Raw genomic sequence first — 18,022 nt, forward strand, 5'->3', positions numbered from 1 at the left:
CTTGCCGGTTACGCGCGCTCGACCTTACAGGCGCATTTCTTGAAGTCGGTCTCTTTCGACAGCGGGCAGGTCGCGTCCAGCGTCAGCTTGTTGGTCAACTGATGCTCGTCAAACCAGGGCATGAAGACCAGACCACGCGGCACCTTGTTGCGGCCACGGGTCTCGACCCGGCTTGTGACCTCGCCACGGCGAGTGGACAGCACGATTTCCTGCCCGCGCCGCAGACCACGATCCCGCGCGTCTTCGGGGTGCATGTAGACGACCGCATTCGGATAGGCGCGGTGCAGTTCCGGCACACGGCGGGTCATCGAACCCGAGTGCCAGTGCTCCAGAACCCGACCGGTGGACAGCCACAGATCATATTCTTCATCCGGCACCTCTGCAGCGGGTTCGAACGGCGCAAAGATGATCTTGGCCTTGCCATCCTTGTGACCATAGAATTCGACGCCCGCACCTTCGGACACATAAGGGTCATAGCCTTCGCGGAAGCGATACAGCGTTTCCTTGCCGTCCACGACCGGCCAGCGCATGCCGCGCGCCTGATGGTACATCTCGAACGGGGCCAGATCGTGCGCATGTCCGCGCCCAAACTCGGCATATTCTTCGAACAGACCTTTCTGAACGTAGAACCCGAAATGTTCCGCATCGTCATTGTCGAAACCTTCGGCGGTTTCGGACAGCGGGAACTTATCGACCTGTCCGTTTGCGTAAAGCACGTCGAACATGGTCTTGCCGCGATGTTCAGGCATCTTGGCCAGCAGTTCCTCGCCCCAGACCTCTTCGACGGTGAAGCGTTTGGAGAATTCCATCAACTGCCACAGGTCCGATTTCGCCTCACCCGGCGCTTTCACCTGCTGCCGCCAGAACTGGGTGCGGCGTTCGGCGTTGCCATAGGCACCTTCCTTTTCAACCCACATGGCGGTGGGCAGGATCAGGTCGGCGGATACGGCAGTGACCGTCGGATAGGGATCGGACACGGTGATGAAGTTTTCCGGGTTGCGGTAACCGGGATAACCTTCCTCGTTGATATTCGGCGCGGCCTGCATGTTGTTGTTGCACTGCACCCAATAGGCGTTCAGGTCGCCATCCTTGAGTTTGCGGTGCTGCAGAACCGCGTGGAAACCGGGCTTGGGCGGAATGGTTCCTTCAGGGATATTCCACGCGGTTTCACAGATTTTCCGGTGCTCATCATTTGCCACCACCATGTCAGCGGGCAGACGGTGGGCAAAGGTACCAACCTCGCGCGCTGTCCCGCATGCCGAGGGCTGACCTGTCAGCGAGAAGGGCGAGTTGCCGGGTTCCGAAATCTTACCCACCAGCAGGTGGACGTTATACATCAGCGAGTTCACCCAGGACCCGCGGGTATGCTGGTTGAAGCCCATGGTCCAAAGGCTCATGACCTTGCGGTTCGGGTCGGCATATTGCTTGGCCAGTTTCTCCAGCTTGTCGGCCGGAACGCCGGACAGTTCGGCGGTGTATTCCAGCGTGTAAGGCTCGACTGCCTTGGCATATTCCTCAAAGCTGATCGGCTCGAGCTTGCCCGAGTTCGGGTTCTCAGCCTCTTGCTGTAGCGGGTTGTTGTCGCGCAGGCCGTAACCGATATCGGTTGCGGTCTTGGTGATGTTGACGTGGTTCTTGACGAACTCTTCGTTCACTGCGCCGGTCTGGATGATGTAGTTGGCGATATAGTTCAGGATCGCCAGATCGGTCTGCGGTTCGAACACGATGCCATTGTCGGCCAGCTCGAACGAGCGATGTTCGAAGGTCGACAGCACATGCACTTCGCAGCCCGGCTTGGTCAGGCGCGTGTCGGTCAGGCGCGACCACAGGATCGGGTGCATCTCGGCCATGTTCGAGCCCCACAGAACAAACGTATCCGCGTGTTCGAGGTCGTCATAGCAGCCCATCGGCTCGTCAATGCCGAAGGTGCGCATGAAGCCCACCACGGCCGAGGCCATACAGTGCCGCGCATTGGGGTCGATATTGTTCGACCGGAAGCCAGCTTTCATCAGTTTCGAAGCGGCATAGCCTTCCCAAACCGTCCACTGTCCCGAGCCGAACATGCCCACGCTGGTCGGGCCTTTCTTGGCCAGGGCCTCTTTCCACTTGGCGGCCATCACGTCAAAAGCTTCGTCCCAGCTGACCGGCTCGAACTCGCCATTCTTGTCGTATTCGCCATTGGTCTTGCGCAGCAGCGGCGTGGTCAGGCGGTCCTGACCGTACATGATCTTGGACAGGAAATAGCCCTTGATGCAGTTCAGGCCCCGGTTGACCGGTGCGTCCGGGTCGCCCTGGGTTGCGACCACGCGGCCATCCTTGGTGCCCACCAGAACCGAGCAGCCGGTGCCGCAGAACCGGCAGGCTGCCTTGTCCCAGCGGATGTCGGGCGCATCGGCCTGTGCATTCGCCTGACCGGCAGCCATCGGGATACCGGCGGCCGAAGCGGTGGCGGCAGCAGCAGATGCCTTGAGGAATGTACGACGGGATTCAGAAACAGTCATTGGACGAGCCTCCTGCTGGTCGGTTGGCTTGGGGCATTGGGTTGGGGCGGGGATTCCGCCAGATCTTCGAAATGGTGATAGGTCAGCGTCAGTGAAATCACGCCGGGGATCTGATGCAGATCCATGATCGTCTCGGATGCCAATCGGTCGGACGTATCTTCGACGACAACAACGAAACGGCCATCTTCGGCTTCGGCATGAACCTCGACGCCATCGGTTTCGGTCATGGTTGCACGGGCTGATGCGGTTCGATCCGCAGCCACGTGAACAAGGCAACCGCAAATGTTCATTGGATGACCTCTGGTTTGGGTGTTTGAGGGCGTTCAAGCGCGACCGCGCCAACCGGGCAGGCCGAGGCGCAGGCGGCGCAGCCGATGCAACTGTCCTGATCCAGAACGGGTTCCGCACGCCCGCCCAGTTGCAACTGGAAACGGATCGCACGCGCATCGCAACTGTCCTGACACACACGGCAACTGATGCCCTTCATCGACAGGCACGTGGTCGCCTGTACGGCGGCGCGCCATGGCCAGTCAGGCACGCGATCAACCTGCAGCGCATCGGTTTCGCAGACCTCAGCGCAGCCTGCACAAAAGGTACAGGCACCGGCATTCAGTTCAAGGATCGGGTATCCATCGGCGTCCTTTGACAAAATCCCTTCGGGGCAAGCGGTTATGCAATCCCCGCATGCGGAACAGGCATCCACAAAACCAGATTCCACCGCACCCGGAGGACGAATCGCGTCCTTATCCTCGCGAAGTGCGCGTGCGCTGAGAAACGCGCGTCTTGTGGTCATCTGGCTCATGTGCTGGCGACCGTGTCCTGGACAATGTCAAACGTATCAGCCGTGCTAACAGTTTTCAAACTTACCGAATTTGACACAGGTCAATTTTCACGCGGCAAAACAAATAATCTCATTAAGAATCATGTTTTGGCGCTGGACGACCGGATTACCCCGGCGGCCTCGTCCGCCAGCATCGGCCAGGCGGTGGTTTCGGACTGGTACAAAAAGACCTCGCGCGTTTCCGGCAGATCAACGATTTTTCGGAACTTTAGATCGGATGAGACAAGCCGAGTCGCGGCCTGAGGCAACAGCGTGCCCCAGCTGCCGGTGCTGACCATGGCCAGCAGGGAATGGGTGTTGTGAACGGTGACATCGATTCTGGCCAGATGGTCCTGAATGCGCCGCGACTGTATCTGATCGCACAGCGCATTGCGCAGAAACGGGCTGCGAAACACGTCACTGATGGTGATCGGTCCAGAGACCGAGGCCAGCGGGTGATGATCCGACATCACCAACCCGAACAGGTCCTGAAACAGCGGCGCAACTTTGGTGCCTTTCACCGGCCTTCTGGACGAGGCGATCCCGATATCCGCCCAGCCCTGCCCGATGGCGTCCAGAACCTGCTCGGTATCGGTGTCCCGCAGCTCGATCTTCACCCCCGGATGGTGGTCGGTGAAATGACGCACGAGGGGCGGAAAGACCAATGCCGCCATCGACGGTACTGCCGCAATCCGCAGCAGGCCTTGCGGCGCGCGGGTCAGCATGTCGATGGTTTCCAGCGTCGAATCGAACTGACGCAACTGGCTTTGGCCCAGTTGAAGCACATGGGCACCCAAATCCGTCAGGCGGTTTTTGCGCTCTCCGACAAACAAGGGGCGGCCCAGATGCGCCTCAAGCTGTTTCAGCGTCATGGAAACCGCAGATTGCGTACGGCCCAGCCGGTCTGCCGCATCCGCCAGATTGCCCGTTTCCGCCACCGTGCAGAAGCATCGCAACATCTCGATCTTGATCGCCATATTTCAATTTTCCTGAAGTTTTCTCAAGAAATTTGAGTTTGACTGATGTTTTGCCCCATGTCCATCATCCCGCAACCTTGCTCAAACCCTTCCCGAGGCTTTCCGTGACCCACAAGAACCTTATCGCTGGCGAATGGCTGGCGGGTGATACCGAGATTGAAAACCGCAACCCGTCGGATGTAACCGACCTGATCGGCCTGTACGCTCAGGCGACATCGGATCAGCTGGACGCCACCCTGACCCGCGCCTGCGCGGCTCAGGCCGAATGGGCGGCTTATGGGCTGGAGCGGAAACAGGCCGTGCTGAACGCCATCGGCACCGAAATGATGTCCCGCGCAGAAGAGCTGGGCACATTGCTGAGCCGTGAAGAAGGCAAACCGCTGGCCGAAGGCAAGGGCGAAGTCTATCGCGCCGGTCAGTTCTTCACCTACTACGCCGCCGAATGCCTGCGCCAGATCGGGGAAAACGCCGATTCCGTGCGCCCAGATATTGAGATTGACGTGCGCCGCGAGCCCGTAGGCACCGTTGCGATCATAAGCCCCTGGAACTTCCCGACCGCGACCGCCTCGTGGAAGATCGCGCCTGCGCTGTGCTATGGCAACGCGGTCGTATGGAAACCGGCGAATGTGACCCCGGCATCGGCGGTCGCGCTGACCGAGATCATCGCGCGGCAGGATATCCCCAAAGGTCTGTTCAGCCTGATCATGGGTTCGGGCGGCACGATTGGTCAGCGTCTGGTGGAAAGCCCGCTGATCGACGCGATTTCCTTCACCGGCTCGGTTCCCGTGGGCAAGGGGATCGCCGCCGCTGCAATCCAGAACCTGACCAAAGTGCAGATGGAGATGGGGTCCAAGAACGCGCTGGCGGTTATGGACGATGCCGATCTGGATCTGGCCGTCACGCTGGCACTGGGCGGGGCCTTTGGTGGCACAGGACAGAAATGCACTGCCTCATCCCGGCTGGTGGTCCACGCCAACATCCATGATGCATTTGTCGAGAAACTGGTCGCCGGTGCGCAGGCGATGAAGGTTGGCCACGCGCTGGAAGAGGGCGTACAGATGGGGCCCGTCGTCAGCCAGCAGCAGTTGAACGAAAATCTGGCCTATGTCGATCTGGGCAAATCCGAAGGGGCCGAGCTGGCCTGTGGCGGCGCAGGTCTGGATATGCCGCATGACGGGTTCTACATGAGCCCCGGCGTGTTCCTGAACACCACCAATGACATGGCGATAAACCGTGAAGAGATGTTCGCCCCCCTGACCAGCGTCATCAAGGTCGGCAGCTATGACGAGGCGCTGAGCGTCGTCAACGACACCAATTTCGGCCTGACCTCGGGCATCGTGACCCGCTCGCTGGCGCGGGCCACGCATTTCCGCCGCAATGCGCGCACCGGTGTGGTCACGGTGAACCTGCCGACAGCGGGCACCGACTATCACGTGCCGTTTGGCGGGCGCGGCGACAGTTCCTACGGACCGCGCGAACAAGGCAAGGCCGCGGCCGAGTTCTACACCACGGTCAAAACCGCCTACATAAGCGCAGGCCCCGTCTGATGCGGCCCACCCTCAGAATAGACGGGCTGCAATATGCCAACTGGTCGGAAAAGATTTTCCGGCAGCTTCGCGAAGGCGGGGTCGATGCGATCCACGTCACCATCGCCTACCATGAGAGCTTTCGCGAAACCGTCCTGAACTTCGAACGCTGGAACCGCTGGTTCGAGCAGTATCCGGATCTGATCATGAAGGGGCTGACCGCCGCAGATATCGACCGCGCCCGTGCAACCGGGCGCACGGCGGTGTTCTTCGGCTTCCAGAACCCCTCACCCATCGAAGACGATATTGGCCTGGTGGAAATCGTGCACACCTTGGGCGCGCGGTTCATGCAGCTGACCTATAACAACCAGTCCCTTCTGGCGACCGGCTGTTATGAGGCCGAAGACACCGGCCTTACCCGAATGGGCAAGCAGGTCGTGCGCGAAATGAACCGCGTGGGGCTGGTGATCGACATGAGCCATTCCGGGGATCGCTCGACCATCGAAGCCGCCGATCATTCCACCCGCCCCATCGCCATCACCCACGCCAACCCCCACGACTGGCATCCTGCTTTGCGCAACAAGCGCGACGATGTCATCCGTGCAGTGACAGAAAATGGCGGCATGTTCGGCTTTTCGATCTACCCTCATCACCTGAAGGGCGGCTCGGGCTGCTCGCTGCAGGAGTTCTGCGAGATGATCGCGCGCACGGCGGACAGGTTTGGCATCGAGCATTTGGGGATCGGCACGGATCTGTGTCAGGATCAGCCCGACAGCATTGTGGAATGGATGCGCGTGGGACGGTGGAGCAAAGAGATCGACTATGGCGAAGGCTCGGCCGCTGCGCCGGGGTTTCCGCCCATGCCAGACTGGTTCCGGGACAATCGCGACTTTGGCAACATCGAATCCGGCCTGCGCGCAACCGGCATGGATGACTCGGATGTCGCCGCCGTGATGGGCGGCAACTGGTATCGCTTCTTCGCTGAAAATTTCACGTCGCAGGTGCAACCAGATGGCTGAGCTGCGCCCACCCGAGAAGATCATGACTCTGGAACGGCTGGGGTCGCTGCATCAATGCCGGCTCAGCTTCATGCGGCAGCTGACCCGCCGGATGGCTCGGGAAAGCTGGGAATTCTCACGCCCGGTTTTTGAGATCGACGCACAGGGCGTGGGTCACGCCGTTTATACCGCGCAAGGGCCGGAGCGCGCCTATTCGCTGGTGGCATTCGCCCATGATCTGCCGGACCACATGCGCTCGGACCGGGTGATTGCGACCGCATGGGACACGACATTCACCCTGTTTGACGGCGTGCCCGAGCCCCATGACATCGAGCGCCTGTCGCAAAACGTGCCCCTGCAAGAAGCGGGCCGGGTCACTGAACGTGAGATTTCGGTCAGCCGCGCCAACCGCTCGGTCCGGTTGTGGGAACATGTGGTGGACTGCCTGTCCAATGGCCGCCAGCCGGATGCGAACCAGCTTGAGGCGGTCGGGTATCTGATGCGCACTACCGCTGTTTACGGCTCGGGCAAGCTGGGGGCCGCCGACCGCGAGGTGATTGCCAACCGGCCCGAGATGCAGTCGCCGTTTCAGGCCGAGATGCTGTCGGTCTACCTGACCCGCTGGTTCGTACGCGATCTGGTCGAGCATATGGCACAGGTGCGCGGCGGCGACAGGGCCGCGCGTTTGGACGAAGGTCTCGCGCGGCAGATCGGCATCGGCAATTCGACCGGGCTGGGCATGGCCCCCTATCTGGTCAACCATCCGGTTTTGCTGAACAATTGGATTGTGGCCCGCGAAACCGCCATTGCGCGGGTGCGCGACCTGCCCGCCTCGCCTGAACAGATCGACCTGTTTCGCGATCTGGTCAACAGGTGCGAACAGCTTGTGGCGACATGGCGATCTGAACACCCGATCCAGATCGTCAAGCTTCAGCACCTGACGGACGATCTGGCCGCGCTTGGGTCTTATTTGGAAGATACAGGGCTGTCGGGCGCGACGCCTTGGAATAATCTCATGATTTGGACGGACCAAACGCTCAGCGCTGAAGGGCAAGAGCTTGTCGCCTCCTTGATTCTGGAGCCGCATGGCGATCTGGTCGATGATCTGGCGACCACAATGTCCGATCACAGCGGGCCCTTTGTGCTGGATGGGTCCATGCCTGTGGCTGAGGTGTCCAACCTGTTGCGTCGGAATTTCGGCCCCTTGCTGGATCGGGACTGGACCGCGCCCGAGAACTGCGCAAGGGCGTGGTATATCTCGGAAGAGAAGCTGGAACCAAGGTTAGGCGAACGGTTCGAGGAACCGATAGAAGCCTACGAACAACCGCTGGCCCCGGCCCGTGATGCCACGGCAGCGTTGGCCGTGCTTGTAACAGCGGACCCGCACAGCCCGGTGGCAGACACCCTCGCCCACCACCCCGAACATCGCCAAAGCGTCCGGCGCGCCCAGATCACACGCTCAGCGCCCTATGGCGAGATCCGCTCGAACACGATCGGGGCCGACGTGGTGCCGATTGACATGCTGCGCGCCAAACTGTCCTTTTTTGGCGTAACCCGGTTTGATCCCCGCTCGGACCGGTGGGTGCGCGTGGTCATGTATGCCGGGGCCCCTTATCCGCCCGATCTGACGCCGGACAATGCCGACCTGTGGGTCTATCCCGAGCCGTCCGCATGACCCTGTCGTTGAATGAGGTGGAAACCATCGCCAAGCGGGCGACCCGTGGGGCGGGCCAACCCTGGGGGCTGGCGGACGAGGCGGCAAAGGCCTGCCGCTGGTTGTGCGCTCAGGGTCTGGACGGGGTCGGTGCTCTGACCACTGATCTGGAGACCGGGGCGCAAACACTGATCAAGGGCGTGTCCCTGTCGGATCGGGCGCGCGTTCTGACCACCGAAACCGTCACCATTCCCGCTGTCAGCACTCCGCTTATGATCCTGCCCTTTGCAGCCAACGCCGCCCGCCTGATCAAAGCGTGTGTCACTGTGAAATGCGGCGGCGTGGTGGCGGTGACAAATGGCAGGTCACTGGAGTTGGCGCAGGGATTTCCTGACCGGTCCGAGACCGTAACCATCGCAAGCGGCGGCGTTTTGACCACAGCCCGCGCCCATGCAACCCGCGCCGCGCCACTGCCGCGCGATTGGCAGGCACTGAACGCGCTGGCCCATCGAACCTATGCCCCGGCGACCGAGGAAAGCCGCGCGCGCGGCGCAGGTGCCGGGACAACTGACAATGACTGACCGAGTGAGTTGATGATGCAAACCAAGACCCTGACACTGGCCGAAATCGAAGATCTGGCCCTGCACGCATTGGTGGCCGCTGGAACGTCCGAGGCCAACGCCCGACCCCTGGCTGTTGCCACCGCCGCAACCGAAGCCGACGGCGTTGCCAGCCACGGGCTGGCCTATATCCCGATCTATTGCGAGCATGTGCAATGCGGCAAGGTGGATGGGCAGGCCACACCGGTTGTGGACCAGCCACGCCCGGGCGTGATCGCAGTTGACGCGGCCACCGGCTTTGCCCATTCGGCCATCGATGCGGGGTTCAAAAGGCTGATCCCTTTGGCCAAGGAACACGGGATTGCCGCGCTGGCCATCAAGAACAGCTATAATTGCGGGGTTCTGGGCTATCACACCTACCGGCTGGCACAGGCCGGGCTGCTGGGACTGGGCTTTACCAACGCGCCCGCGTCCATTGCGCCGTCGGGCGGGGCGAAGCCGGTGGTCGGGACCAACCCGTTCTCTGTCGCTGCACCCGGACCAGACGGCCAGCCTGCCTTGCTGATCGATCAATCCGCCAGCACAATCGCCAAATCCGAAGTGATGAAACACGCGCGCGAAGGCAAACCGATCCCCGTAGGTTGGGCGCTGGATAGCGAGGGAAATCCGACAACAGACCCTAATGTGGGGCTCAAAGGCTCGATGGCCCCGTCAGGCGGGTATAAAGGCGTCGGAGTTTCGCTGCTGACCGAAGTCCTGGCTGCCGCCATGACCGGCGCGACCCTGGGGATCGACGCGTCGCCTTTCTCGGGCACCGCAGGCGGCCCGCCCCGCACCGGCCAGATGTTTCTGGCCATCGATCCCGGCGCGACATCCGGTGGGGCGTTTGCCGACCGGATTGAGGCGCTTGTCCACGCCATTCGCGCGCAAGACGGCGCGCATCTGCCCGGCGATGGCCGTCAGGCGAAACGCCGCAACGCTGCCGAGCAGGGCGTCGCGGTAAATCAGGCGACCCTGGATCGGATCGAAGCGATCCTTGCCTGAACAAACGCGGCTGCCTGACCCTTGATTGTTATCGCGCGCAAAGATTATGTAAAGATAGCGCAAATCAAGACAGCTCTCCGGGTGCAGGCAGGGTAGAATGACCAAAATCAGGAATATGGAAGAATTCGCGGCCCTCAGCGGAATATCCCGGCCGACCGTTTCCAAATACTTCCATGATCCTGACAGCGTCCGCCCAACCACCCGCGCCCGCATCGAAGAAGCGCTGGAGAGGTTCGACTACCGCCCCAATATCTTCGCGATCAATCAGAACCGGAAACTGACCAAGAATATCGGCATCGTGGTCCCCTACCTTGCCGACCCGTTCTTTGCCGAGATCGCACGCTATCTGGAACAAAGCTGCATCGCCGCAGGCTATCGGCCTTCGCTGTTCAGCTCGCATGGTGAACAGAAACTTGAGGTCGAGATTCTGGACAGCCTGCGCTCGCTGAAACCGGCGGGTGTGTTGCTTGCGCCCTTGGGGCGCGACTCGGACCGGTCGGCGATTGAAAAGTTCTGCAAGAATGTGCCGACGGTCCTGTTCGACAGCAATATCGAGGGGCTGGGTGCGGCCTTTATCGGATCAGACAATTTCAGCTTTGTCTCGCAGACCGTGGAATACATGACCCGCACTGGCGAGCCGCCATCTTTCTTCGAGATGCGGACACCCGCAAACCCCAACGCCAACAAGCGGCGCAAAGCCTATGTCAAGGTGATGGAGCGCCTGGGGTTCGACCCCCATGTGATCAGGATCGACGGTGAAGGCTGGGCGTTTGAAGAGATCGGGCATCGGGGCGCGTTGAAAGTTCTGGAGGACGGCGCGCTGAAAACAAACTCGGTTCTGTGCAGCAATGACCGCCTGGCAATCGGGTTTCTTGCCGCCTGTTACGAGCAGGGGATTCGGGTTGGTCGCAAAGACGATTGCAGCTTGAGGGTCGCCTCGAACGACGATCATCCCTTTGCAAAATTCACCTGCCCGTCTTTGACCACGGCGGCGCATGACTATGACAATGTCGCGGGGCGCAGTGTCGAAACACTGTTCGAACTCATTGAAAGTGGGGGGAAATTTGACAGCCGGAGGGAAACCCTGTTCCCGGCCCGGCTTGTATTGCGGGAGTCTGCATGATCGCCAAACTTTAACGCGCGTAAAGTTTTTATTGACGCCGCGATAATTTACCGACTACCCTTCCTGCATGACATCCAAGCTCAGGGAGGACAGGGATGTATTTTAAGAACGCACTTCGTGCGGCGACTGCACTGACTTTCGTCGCCACGGCCGCGGCCCATGCGCAAACCATAACGATCGCCACCGTCAACAATGGCGACATGATCCGGATGCAGGGCTACACCGACAATTTCACCGAAGCGACCGGCATTGATGTGGAATGGGTGACGCTGGAAGAAAACGTGCTGCGTCAGCGCGTAACCACGGACATCACCACCAAGGGTGGCCAGTTCGACATCATGACAATCGGCATGTACGAAACGCCCATCTGGGGCGCAAATGGCTGGCTGGTGCCGCTGGATGGCATGTCCGATGACTACGATGTGGGCGACCTGCTGCCCGCCATGGCAGGCGGGCTGAGCAATGACGGCACGCTTTATGCCGCGCCGTTTTATGGCGAAAGCTCGATGATCATGTATCGCACCGACCTGATGGAGGCTGCCGGTCTGGAAATGCCCGAAGCGCCCACCTGGCAATTCATCCGCGAAGCTGCGGCGGCGATGACGGACCGGGACAATGACATCAACGGCATCTGCCTGCGCGGTAAGGCGGGCTGGGGTGAAGGCGGTGCCTTTATCACCGTAACCGGGAACTCATTCGGTGCGCGCTGGTTCGATGAAAACTGGAAGCCCCAGTTCGATCAGCCCGAGTGGAAAGAAGCACTGACATTCTTTGTCGATATGATGAATGAATCCGGTCCTGCGGGTTATGCCACCAACGGATTCAACGAAAACCTGTCACTGTTCCAGCAGGGCAAGTGCGGGATGTGGATCGACGCGACCGTTGCCGCATCATTCGTGACCAACCCCGACGATTCAACCGTGGCGGACAAGGTCGGCTTTGCGCTGGCACCAAATTCAGAAGGCGTTGATAAGCGCGCCAACTGGCTCTGGGCCTGGGCACTGGCCATTCCGGCTGGCACGCAGCAGGAAGACGCCGCGAAGCAGTTCATCGAATGGGCGACCTCGAAGGATTATATCGAGCTGGTGGCCGAGAACGAAGGCTGGGCCAATGTGCCTCCGGGTGCGCGGACCTCGCTTTATGAAAACGACAACTACAAGGACATCCCTTTCGCGCAGATGACGCTGAAGTCGATCCTTGCGGCGGATCCGCAGAACTGCTGCGCCCAGCCGACGCCCTATACCGGCATCCAGTTTGTCGCCATTCCTGAGTTTGCAGGCATCGCCACGCAGGTCAGCCAGGAATTCTCGGCGGTTTATGCCGGTCAGCAAACCGTGGACGAAGCCCTTGCCAAAGCGCAGGCCTTCACCACCGAAGAGATGGAAGCCGCAGGGTACTGAGGCCTCCCTCCCAGTGGGGGACAGGTGCCTGTCCCCCGCTCCCCACTTTCACAACTCGTGTTTTTCTCGCAGGCTAGCTCTATGCCTGAACAGAGAGGTCTTGCGCCATGGCAACCCAACATTCCCGATCCGTTGCCCGCCTGATGATGGCACCCGCAGTGGTCCTGCTGCTTGGCTGGATGCTCGTGCCTCTGACGATGACCTTGTATTTCTCCTTCAAGAAATACCTGCCCCTGCGCGGTGGTGATCTGGGTTGGGTCGGGTTCGACAACTACATCCGGTTCGTTTCCTCCAGTTCCTTCTGGCCTGCGGTTCAGGCGACGCTGTTGATTGTCGGCGGCGTGTTGGTGATCACGGTCATTCTGGGTGTGCTGCTGGCGATGCTGTTGGATCAGCCGATGTGGGGGCAAGGCGTTGTCCGCATTCTGGTGATCGCGCCCTTCTTTGTGATGCCCACCGTCTCCGCTTTGGTCTGGAAGAACATGTTCATGGATCCGGTGAACGGCCTGTTGGCGCATCTGTGGCGCTTTTTCGGGGCCGAGCCGATTTCATGGCTGTCCGAGGCTTCGATGACCTCGATCATCATGATCGTCTCATGGCAATGGCTGCCCTTTGCAACGCTGATCCTGCTGACCGCGATCCAGTCGCTGGACAGCGAGCAGCTGGAAGCGGCTGAAATGGACGGTGCGCCGGTGCTGAAACGCTTTTACCACATCGTCCTGCCGCATCTCAGCCGCGCGATCACCATCGTGATCCTGATCCAGACGATCTTTCTGCTGTCGATCTTCGCCGAGATTTTCGTGACCACCGGCGGCGCGTTCGGCACCCGCACACTCACCTACCTGATTTTCCAGCGCGTGCTGGAAAGCCAGAACGTTGGCCTCGGATCAGCCGGAGGTGTCTACGCCATCATCCTTGCCAATATCGTTGCCATCTTCCTGATGCGTATCGTCGGCAAAAACCTGGACGCGTGAGGAGGTAAGACCATGGCCCGCGCCGTCACACCCCGCCGTAAAACACTGAACACCGCCCTTGCCTGGGCTGTTGGGTTGCTGATCTTCTTCCCGATCCTGTGGACCATCCTGACCAGTTTCAAGACCGAGGCGCAGGCAATTGCCAGCCCGCCCCTGTTTCTGAACTTCAACTGGACGCTGGAGAACTATGCCATCGTGCAGGAACGCTCGGATTACATGCGGTTCCTGTGGAACTCGGTCATCATCGCGGGGGGTTCAACCATTCTGGGCGTGATCATTGCGGTGCCCGCCGCGTGGGCGATGGCCTTTGTTCCGTCCAAGCGCACGAAGGACATCCTGCTGTGGATGCTGTCCACCAAGATGCTGCCTGCGGTCGGCGTTCTGTATCCGATCTACCTGCTGTTCATCCGGCTGGGTCTTCTGGATACTCGCGGGGGGCTGGTCGTTGTTCTGATGTTGATCAACCTGCCGATCATCGTCTGGATGCTGTATACCTATTTCCGCGAAATTCCGGGTGAGATTCTGGAAGCTGCGCGGATGGACGGGGCAACGTTGAAAGAGGAAATCCTCTATGTCCTGACTCCCATGGCCATTCCCGGCATCGCCTCGACCGTGTTGCTGAACTTCATCCTGGCGTGGAACGAGGCATTCTGGACCCTCAACCTGACCGCCGTCGATGCCGCGCCTCTGACCGCCTTCATCGCCAGCTATTCCAGCCCCGAGGGTCTGTTCTTTGCCAAGCTAAGCGCAGCCTCGACCATGGCGATTGCACCAATCCTGATCCTTGGCTGGTTCAGCCAGAAACAACTTGTCCGCGGCCTGACTTTCGGCGCTGTGAAATAAGGAAGACGACGTATGGGACGTATCCAACTCAAGTCAGTGACCAAAAGCTTCGGCGACGTTCAGGTCATTCCCCCGCTGGACCTGACCATCGAGGATGGCGAGTTCACCGTCTTCGTCGGCCCGTCGGGGTGCGGTAAATCCACTCTGTTGCGCCTGATTGCGGGGCTGGAGGATATCACCAGCGGTTCCATCGACATCGATGGATCTGACGCCACCGATGTACCGCCAGCCAAGCGCGGCTTGGCGATGGTGTTCCAGTCCTATGCGCTCTACCCGCATATGACCGTGCGCAAGAACATCGCGTTCCCGTTGCGCATGGCCAAGCTGGATCAGGCCGAGATCGACAAGCGCGTCGAAGGCGCGGCGGGCGTTCTGAACCTGACCGACTATCTGGACCGCCGCCCCGGGCAGTTGTCCGGCGGTCAGCGCCAGCGGGTCGCGATCGGTCGAGCGATTGTGCGGGAACCGGCGGCGTTCCTATTCGATGAACCGCTGTCGAACCTCGACGCAGCGTTGCGTGTGGGAATGCGGCTTGAGATTAGCGAATTGCACGAGCGCCTTGCGACCACGATGATCTACGTAACCCATGATCAGGTCGAAGCGATGACCATGGCGGACAAGATCGTCGTGCTGCAAGCAGGCGTTATCGAGCAGGTCGGCTCTCCACTGGAACTCTATCGAACCCCGCGCAACCTGTTCGTCGCGGGCTTCATCGGCTCACCCAAGATGAACTTCATCGAAGGGGACGAGGCCGCAAAACACGGCGCGCAGACCATCGGCATTCGTCCGGAACACATCGCAGTGTCCGATACCGAAGGCACATGGTCCGGCGTTGTCGGCGTGTCGGAACATCTTGGGTCCGACACGTTCTTCCACATCCACGAAACCGGTCTGGCCGAAACCATCACCGTCCGCGCGGATGGCGAGGTCGGGTTCCGCCACGGGGATCGCATCCACCTGACCCCACGCGCCGACGTCATTCACCGGTTTGATCAACAGGGGCTGCGGATCGAATGACGCGCCTGAAGGGTAAAACCGCGCTGGTTACGGGGGCCGCCCGCGGGATCGGGCTGGCCTTTGCCCAAGTCTATGTGGCCGAGGGCGCGCAGGTTGCCATTGCCGATATCGATATTGCCCGCGCCAAAGATGCGGCCGCACAGATAGGATCAGCGGCCATGGCGGTGGAAATGGATGTCACCGATCAGGCCAGTATTGAGACCGCAATTGACCAAACCGCCGACCGGTTCGGTACTATCGACATTCTGATCAACAACGCAGCCATCTTTACCGCCGCGCCAGTCACCGAGATTGATCGCGCCGACTACCAGCGCGTCTTTGACATCAACGTGGCGGGCACGCTGTTCACGCTGCAGGCGGTGGCGCGGCACATGATCGAAAACAACGTCAAAGGCCGGATCATCAATATGGCCTCGCAAGCCGGACGGCGCGGGGAACCTCTGGTCGCCGTCTATTGCGCCAGCAAGGCTGCGGTGATCTCGCTGACACAATCCGCCGGACTGAACCTGATCCAACACGGAATCAACGTAAACGCCATCGCCCCCGGGGTGGTGGACGGTGAACATTGGGACGGTGTCGATGCCTTCTTCGCCAGATACGAAGGCAAAGCGCCCGGCCAGAAAAAGCGCGAGGTTGCGGCGGCGGTCCCCTATGGCCGCATGGGCCACGCCGGGGATCTGACCGGCATGGCAATCTTTCTGGCCTCGGACGAGGCCGAATACATCGTGGCCCAAACCTACAACGTCGATGGCGGAAACTGGATGAGCTGATGGACCCGCGCTCGGAAACACATATGCCGATCAAACTGCGCCGATCTGCCTTGGCAGATCTGCCGGTCGAGGTCAAAACCCCTCGGTACAGGCCCGAAGACCTAACACCGGGCATTGTGCATATCGGTTTGGGCAATTTCCACCGGGCCCATCAGGCCTGGTACATCCATCAACTGATGCAAATGGGCCGGGCGAATGACTGGGCGATCATCGGCGCGGGCGTAAGACCCTATGACGCCGAGATGCGTGAAAAGCTGATGGCCCAGGATTGCCTGACAACCCTGATCGAGCTCGACCCTTCGGGAATCTCGGCCGAGGTCATCGCCCCGATGATCGACTATGTGCCAATTGAAGAGGGGAACAGTGCTCTGATCCGACGGATGTCGGATCCGGCGATCCGCATCGTGTCGCTGACGGTGACGGAAGGCGGTTACTATCAAGACCCTAATACAGGCGATTTCGACACAATACATGACGATATCCAACATGACGCGCAGAACCCAAACCAACCCCGGACGGTGTTCGGAGCGCTCGTCGCGGCCCTGAAACACCGCCGGGACGCCGGGACGCGCCCGTTCACCGCGCTGAGTTGCGACAACCTCAAGGGCAATGGCGCAATACTCAGGTCCTGCGTCATTGGGCTGGCCCAATTGTCGGACCCGGATCTTGCCGATTGGATCGACCAACAGGGCGCTTTTCCGGATTCGATGGTGGATTGCATCGTCCCGGTCACCCGGGATCAGGTCATTTCAATGTGTCACGATCTGGGGGTCGATGACAAAGCCCCGGTCACCCACGAACGGTTTCGCCAATGGGTCATTGAGGACGCGTTTTGTGCAGGCCGACCACCATTGGAAGAGGTCGGTGTTACCATAACAAACGACGTTCATACCTATGAGGCCATGAAGCTCAGAATCCTGAATGGTGGCCACCAATTGCTTGCCAATGTCGGAGAGATATTAAGCGTTCCGACAATTGCAGATTGCATGAAAGATCCTGATCTTGCCGGTTTTTTCCGGAAAGTCCAGTCAGAGTGCATTGTGCCCCATGTCAAACCGGTCCCCGGCCTCACCCCCACTGAATACCTGACTCTGATCGGGCGCCGCTTTGCAAACCCAACCATCCAGGACACAACGCGCCGCGTTGCCTTTGACGGATCCTCTCGCCACCCCGAGTTCCTGTTGCCGTCCCTTCTGGACGCGCATGGGGAAGGTGCGTCAATTTCGGGTTTGGCCCTTGCCGAAGCATTCTGGTGCCGAATGTGCGCGGGCACTCGGGAAAACGGAACCCAAATTCAAGCCAACGACCCCCTGTGGGACGAATTGCAACGGGCGGCAATTGCCGCCAAAGACGACCCAAAGGCGTGGATTGTTAAAACCGGTTTGTACGGTCAGGTCGGATTGAACGAACGTTTCGCTCAGGAATTTTCAGATTGGCTTTCCGAGATTTGGCAGAACGGAGCCCGGGCCACATTGAAACGGTACCTTTGACATTTTCTGGAAACCCAAGAAAATCACTTTGGGCCAAGAACGATACATCTATCGGATATTGCCCTTCGCTCAAACGCGTTGGGTACCCAATCGCCATCACCGGCCGCCGCCAAAGGTTTGACACTGTGAACCTTTGGTTAAACAGGTCGATGGGCTGTCTTTTTGAATCGGTTGGGTTTGTTCGGCTGGTTTCGGACGTAGGATTTGAACCTCTGACCTTCAGGTTATGAGCCTGACGAGGTGAAGACGTTAAGCAATTGATCCAGTGGATCAATAGTAGTCTGAACGGGCTGGGTTGGGGTTTTCTGACACTGGTTGCGGGAGC

16 protein-coding genes are annotated in these 18,022 nt (G+C 60.0%); 12 read left to right on the forward strand and 4 right to left on the reverse strand.

The annotated features are described in order from the left end of the window. Window positions 1–8: 8 nt before the first annotated feature. The 4 genes from napA to ACR0KX_RS19285 form a co-directional block, all read right to left on the reverse strand. Window positions 9–2,501 (reverse strand): nitrate reductase catalytic subunit NapA, encoded by a 2,493-nt coding sequence (gene napA / locus ACR0KX_RS19270; RefSeq protein WP_170524143.1) that lies wholly within the window; start codon window positions 2,499–2,501, stop codon window positions 9–11. Beyond that, entirely contained in the window at window positions 2,498–2,791 is a 294-nt protein-coding gene (locus tag ACR0KX_RS19275; protein WP_170455944.1) for a chaperone NapD, read from the reverse strand. The genes napA and ACR0KX_RS19275 overlap by 4 nt, the downstream gene beginning before the upstream one ends. Next, window positions 2,788–3,303 carry a ferredoxin-type protein NapF gene (gene napF / locus ACR0KX_RS19280; protein ID WP_170455946.1) on the reverse strand — a complete coding sequence of 172 codons (516 nt, stop codon included), beginning with the start codon at window positions 3,301–3,303 and terminating at the stop codon, window positions 2,788–2,790. Before napF ends, ACR0KX_RS19275 begins: the two co-directional genes overlap by 4 nt. A 119-nt stretch (window positions 3,304–3,422) precedes the next feature. Beyond that, the gene (locus tag ACR0KX_RS19285; protein WP_170624795.1) at window positions 3,423–4,298 is read right to left on the reverse strand and encodes a LysR family transcriptional regulator; all 876 of its coding nucleotides are present in this window, start codon (window positions 4,296–4,298) and stop codon (window positions 3,423–3,425) included. A 104-nt stretch (window positions 4,299–4,402) separates the two neighbouring features. Here ACR0KX_RS19285 and ACR0KX_RS19290 point away from each other — a divergent pair, with 104 nt between their 5' ends. The 12 genes from ACR0KX_RS19290 to ACR0KX_RS19345 all read left to right on the forward strand — a co-directional run bounded on the left by ACR0KX_RS19290 (window position 4,403) and on the right by ACR0KX_RS19345 (window position 17,697). Then, on the forward strand, window positions 4,403–5,845 hold the full coding sequence (locus ACR0KX_RS19290; protein WP_170624796.1) for an aldehyde dehydrogenase family protein: 1,443 nt from the start codon (window positions 4,403–4,405) through the stop codon (window positions 5,843–5,845). Beyond that, entirely contained in the window at window positions 5,845–6,843 is a 999-nt protein-coding gene (locus ACR0KX_RS19295; RefSeq protein ID WP_170624797.1) for a membrane dipeptidase, read from the forward strand. The genes ACR0KX_RS19290 and ACR0KX_RS19295 overlap by 1 nt, the downstream gene beginning before the upstream one ends. Next, window positions 6,836–8,497, forward strand: a complete 1,662-nt coding sequence (locus tag ACR0KX_RS19300; protein WP_170624798.1) for a hypothetical protein — start codon at window positions 6,836–6,838, stop codon at window positions 8,495–8,497. Before ACR0KX_RS19295 ends, ACR0KX_RS19300 begins: the two co-directional genes overlap by 8 nt. Next, window positions 8,494–9,057: a DUF3726 domain-containing protein gene (locus ACR0KX_RS19305; RefSeq protein WP_170624799.1), complete on the forward strand. Its 564-nt coding sequence runs from the start codon at window positions 8,494–8,496 to the stop codon at window positions 9,055–9,057. Before ACR0KX_RS19300 ends, ACR0KX_RS19305 begins: the two co-directional genes overlap by 4 nt. 12 nt (window positions 9,058–9,069) lie before the next feature. Next, window positions 9,070–10,080, forward strand: coding sequence for an Ldh family oxidoreductase (locus ACR0KX_RS19310; RefSeq protein WP_170624800.1), 1,011 nt, complete (start codon window positions 9,070–9,072; stop codon window positions 10,078–10,080). A gap of 97 nt (window positions 10,081–10,177) precedes the next feature. Continuing rightward, entirely contained in the window at window positions 10,178–11,203 is a 1,026-nt protein-coding gene (locus ACR0KX_RS19315) for a LacI family DNA-binding transcriptional regulator (protein ID WP_170624801.1), read from the forward strand. 95 nt (window positions 11,204–11,298) lie between these two features. Further along, window positions 11,299–12,603, forward strand: coding sequence for an ABC transporter substrate-binding protein (locus ACR0KX_RS19320; RefSeq protein ID WP_170455965.1), 1,305 nt, complete (start codon window positions 11,299–11,301; stop codon window positions 12,601–12,603). Between the two features lie 107 nt (window positions 12,604–12,710). Beyond that, window positions 12,711–13,577, forward strand: coding sequence for a carbohydrate ABC transporter permease (locus ACR0KX_RS19325; protein WP_170455967.1), 867 nt, complete (start codon window positions 12,711–12,713; stop codon window positions 13,575–13,577). A gap of 12 nt (window positions 13,578–13,589) precedes the next feature. After that, window positions 13,590–14,420 carry a carbohydrate ABC transporter permease gene (locus ACR0KX_RS19330; RefSeq protein WP_170455969.1) on the forward strand — a complete coding sequence of 277 codons (831 nt, stop codon included), beginning with the start codon at window positions 13,590–13,592 and terminating at the stop codon, window positions 14,418–14,420. A gap of 12 nt (window positions 14,421–14,432) precedes the next feature. Further along, window positions 14,433–15,437, forward strand: coding sequence for an ABC transporter ATP-binding protein (locus ACR0KX_RS19335; protein WP_170455971.1), 1,005 nt, complete (start codon window positions 14,433–14,435; stop codon window positions 15,435–15,437). Continuing rightward, window positions 15,434–16,207, forward strand: coding sequence for an L-iditol 2-dehydrogenase (locus tag ACR0KX_RS19340; protein WP_170455973.1), 774 nt, complete (start codon window positions 15,434–15,436; stop codon window positions 16,205–16,207). The genes ACR0KX_RS19335 and ACR0KX_RS19340 overlap by 4 nt, the downstream gene beginning before the upstream one ends. Next, a complete protein-coding gene (locus ACR0KX_RS19345) occupies window positions 16,207–17,697 on the forward strand; it encodes a mannitol dehydrogenase family protein (protein ID WP_170624802.1) in 1,491 nt (496 codons plus the stop codon). Before ACR0KX_RS19340 ends, ACR0KX_RS19345 begins: the two co-directional genes overlap by 1 nt. Window positions 17,698–18,022 lie beyond the last annotated feature (325 nt).

The organism is Ruegeria sp. BG5 (assembly GCF_056538425.1).

Excerpts from the sequence above, each read along its gene's own strand:
- ACR0KX_RS19325 (WP_170455967.1), top strand. The coding sequence starts at position 12,711 with ATGGCAACCCAACATTCCCGATCCGTTGCCCGCCTGATGATGGCACCC.
- ACR0KX_RS19305 (WP_170624799.1), top strand. The coding sequence starts at position 8,494 with ATGACCCTGTCGTTGAATGAGGTGGAAACCATCGCCAAGCGGGCGACC.
- ACR0KX_RS19330 (WP_170455969.1), top strand. The coding sequence starts at position 13,590 with ATGGCCCGCGCCGTCACACCCCGCCGTAAAACACTGAACACCGCCCTT.
- ACR0KX_RS19335 (WP_170455971.1), top strand. The coding sequence starts at position 14,433 with ATGGGACGTATCCAACTCAAGTCAGTGACCAAAAGCTTCGGCGACGTT.
- ACR0KX_RS19315 (WP_170624801.1), top strand. The coding sequence starts at position 10,178 with ATGACCAAAATCAGGAATATGGAAGAATTCGCGGCCCTCAGCGGAATA.
- ACR0KX_RS19345 (WP_170624802.1), top strand. The coding sequence starts at position 16,207 with ATGGACCCGCGCTCGGAAACACATATGCCGATCAAACTGCGCCGATCT.
- ACR0KX_RS19340 (WP_170455973.1), top strand. The coding sequence starts at position 15,434 with ATGACGCGCCTGAAGGGTAAAACCGCGCTGGTTACGGGGGCCGCCCGC.
- napF (WP_170455946.1), bottom strand. The coding sequence starts at position 3,303 with ATGAGCCAGATGACCACAAGACGCGCGTTTCTCAGCGCACGCGCACTT.
- napA (WP_170524143.1), bottom strand. The coding sequence starts at position 2,501 with ATGACTGTTTCTGAATCCCGTCGTACATTCCTCAAGGCATCTGCTGCT.
- ACR0KX_RS19310 (WP_170624800.1), top strand. The coding sequence starts at position 9,070 with ATGATGCAAACCAAGACCCTGACACTGGCCGAAATCGAAGATCTGGCC.
- ACR0KX_RS19275 (WP_170455944.1), bottom strand. The coding sequence starts at position 2,791 with ATGAACATTTGCGGTTGCCTTGTTCACGTGGCTGCGGATCGAACCGCA.
- ACR0KX_RS19320 (WP_170455965.1), top strand. The coding sequence starts at position 11,299 with ATGTATTTTAAGAACGCACTTCGTGCGGCGACTGCACTGACTTTCGTC.
- ACR0KX_RS19285 (WP_170624795.1), bottom strand. The coding sequence starts at position 4,298 with ATGGCGATCAAGATCGAGATGTTGCGATGCTTCTGCACGGTGGCGGAA.
- ACR0KX_RS19295 (WP_170624797.1), top strand. The coding sequence starts at position 5,845 with ATGCGGCCCACCCTCAGAATAGACGGGCTGCAATATGCCAACTGGTCG.
- ACR0KX_RS19300 (WP_170624798.1), top strand. The coding sequence starts at position 6,836 with ATGGCTGAGCTGCGCCCACCCGAGAAGATCATGACTCTGGAACGGCTG.